The 2,826-nt window shown below is 35.8% G+C and carries 3 protein-coding genes; all 3 read right to left on the bottom strand.

Annotated elements, in window-relative coordinates; all coding sequences use genetic code 11:
• The coding region (locus tag D6734_01235) for a class I SAM-dependent methyltransferase (protein RMF97827.1) at nt 1-825 on the bottom strand (825 nt) is incomplete at its 3' end.
• A gap of 56 nt (nt 826-881) precedes the next feature.
• Complete coding sequence (locus D6734_01230) at nt 882-2,525, bottom strand: peptide-binding protein (protein RMF97826.1); 1,644 nt, start codon at nt 2,523-2,525, stop codon at nt 882-884.
• The coding region (locus D6734_01225; GenBank protein RMF97825.1) for a septum formation initiator family protein at nt 2,522-2,826 on the bottom strand (305 nt) is incomplete at its 5' end. The genes D6734_01225 and D6734_01230, both read right to left, overlap by 4 nt.

Below are 2,826 nucleotides of genomic sequence, written 5' to 3'. Positions count from 1 at the left end.
TCCCAATCTTTTACTGAGAAAAAAATTCTTTGTTTTCAATTTTACCAAAGCATTCAACCTGACCACAATATCTGCCAAAAACCGTGGTAAGAGGTTTGTGTAAGGTAATCCACTATGGTCTATTGCACCATTAAATGATTCATATGAAAATCTATTTTCAATCCCAATGTATAAAGTCCCTTTTGGTTTGAGAAGTTTATAGAGTCTTTTTAAAAAATCAATTTGGACCTTTCGTGGACTTCCATCAAACTTATTAAGCGCAACCCATTCAAGTACACCATTGCATACTATAAGGTCAAAAGATTCATTGAAAAAAGGAGGATCATTGAAATCTGCTCTCACAGGATAAATATTTTTATTGTCCTGCTCCTTTCGTATATCAATAAAATCAACGCGTTCTTTAATACTTTCCAAAGCATAAACCTTTCCTACGAAATCCGAAAGAATAGAACTTATAGTTCCCCATCCTGCCCCCAAATCAAGAACAACTGAGTTTTCATCCAGATTGAGAAGCACTCTCCAGTCTGCCCTATTGCAGCTCATTACATACCTATAAATGTTAGGATTAACTTTCCTTATCTTCTTTTCTAATGCCTCTATCCATCCATTCTTTTTTGCATATTCACAAACTTCTTTCATATAATCGCGTGGAATCTCTCCCCAATAAAAATCATCATCTATAAAATCTGGATATCGTCCATTACTACCCCAATCCTTTTGACAGCTTGGACAAAAAAATCGTCCATTCAAAAACTTAACGGCTTCTGAACATTTGATACACCTGTAAAAGCTATCACCTTGCAGACCTTTGAAGTTTGAAAACATAATAAAATTTCTCTACTTTTTTCTATACCTTGTCAAGACGAAAGAAAAATTCGACATCAAGGTGTAATTGAATATTTCTGAAGCTCTTTGGGAACATACCATCTTATAAAATTGTATGTAATCCCTGCAGGTGCAGGCTTTATATTTTTAAACCTCTTATGGATTGCCGGAAGAGCATCAGGCACATACAAAAACGTATATGGTTGATCTTCTGCCAATATCTCCTGAATTCTGTAGTAATATTTTTTTCTCTCCTCCTGATCAAAAACAGATCTCCCTTTTTCCAATAGTTCATCTACTTCCGGATTGGAATAAGAAACAAAATTCAGCTCTTCAGGTCCTGTTTTGCTTGAATGCCATACATCATAAAGGTCAGGATCACGAGGTACGCTCCAGCCGAGTATTACCGCTTCAAATTTTCTCTTGTTTATAAAATCTTTTAAGAACGCAGCCCATTCGATTATTCTCAATTTTACATCGATGCCGATATCATGTAGATTCTTTTGAATTATCTCCCCTGTTCTTGCTCTCATTGAATTTCCCTGATTCGTAATTATCGTAAATTGAAATTTTTTACCATTTTTATCAAGAAATCCGTCGTTATCTGTATCTTTCCATCCTGCCTCTGTCAGCAATTCAAGCGCTTTTTTCTTATCATAAGGATATCTCTTTACATTAGGGTTATAGACCCACATATCAGGCAAATAGGGACCTGTAGCTTCTCTGCCAAGCCCTAAAAGGACACCATCGATTATTTCTTGCCTATTAATTGCATAACTCAATGCCTGTCTGACTCTCTTATCCTTAAACTTTTCATCTTTTAGATTATAGCCAAGATATGTATAGCTAAAGGAGGGATAACGAAACTTCTGAAAATTCTTTCTAAAAAAATCTGTTTCTGTCTGCCTTTTATATTGAATTGGTGTCAACCCCATCCAATCAATACCCCCACCTTTCAATTCAAGAAACATCGTCTGATTGTCAGGGATTACCCTATATATAACTCGGTCAATATAAGGACGTCCTTCAAAGTAGTCATCATTTGCCTTAAGAATTATTCTATCACTCTCCCATTTTTCAAATTTGTAAGGACCTGTCCCAATTGGATTTCTTCCAAAATCAGTTTTTGTTATATCCTGTCCTTCTAAAATATGGGAAGGCAGAATTGAAATAGACCAACTTATCAGTGCAGGGGCAAAGGGTTTATCATAGATTACTACAAATGTATAATCATCGGGCACTTCAACTTTTTTGACGCGAAGAAAATCCTCTTTATAGGCAGTAGGAGTTTTAGGGTCAATCATCAAATTATAAGTAAATAAAACATCCTTTGCTGTAAATGGCGCACCATCATGCCATTTTACCTGCTTCTTGAGATGAAAAGTAATCCTAAGCCCATCTTCAGAAACCTTCCAAGAATCTGCCAAAACACCTTCAATAATGAGGTCTTTGTTGTAACGGACAAGGCCGTTGTAAATAAGGTCTGCTACTTCATGTGAAGCTGAATCTGATGCAAGCTGAGGAATAAGCGTTGAAACTTGGCCAATCGACCCCTCGACTATTGTATCTCCATATGCAGGTTCATAATTGATTTCTTCTTTGATAGGCTGCTTTTCACTCTTCTCCTGCCTTTTGCCGCAGGAAGGAAGAATAATAAAAAAAGCTAGGATAAAAATAAGGAAAATTTTTGTAGGTTTCATCTCTTCTGCTTCATAATTTTGAAAACTATTTCGCCGTCACGGACGAGGTCCAGCTCTTCTCGGCCCAATTTTTCAATCCAGAAAGGGTCAGTTTGAGCCATCCTTATCTTCTCTCTAAGTTCTTGATTTTCCCTCTTTAAATAGCTGATTTTATTCTCGAGATACTTCTCTCTTTGCTCGAGTTTTTTAATTTTAAAATATCCATTGTCTGTTCCAAAGAATAGGTAGGCAATAAGAAAAAAATAGGTAATAAAAATCAACAGACAAAATTTTGGAGCTTTTTTTCTTATTGAAGTTCTTA

This window comes from Candidatus Schekmanbacteria bacterium (assembly GCA_003695725.1).
GTDB lineage: Bacteria > Schekmanbacteria > GWA2-38-11 > GWA2-38-11 > J061 > J061.
This window is presented reverse-complemented; position numbering and strand designations above follow the sequence as displayed.

Coding starts and splice junctions, on each gene's coding strand:
- D6734_01230 (RMF97826.1), bottom strand. CDS start 2,525: ATGAAACCTACAAAAATTTTCCTTATTTTTATCCTAGCTTTTTTTATT.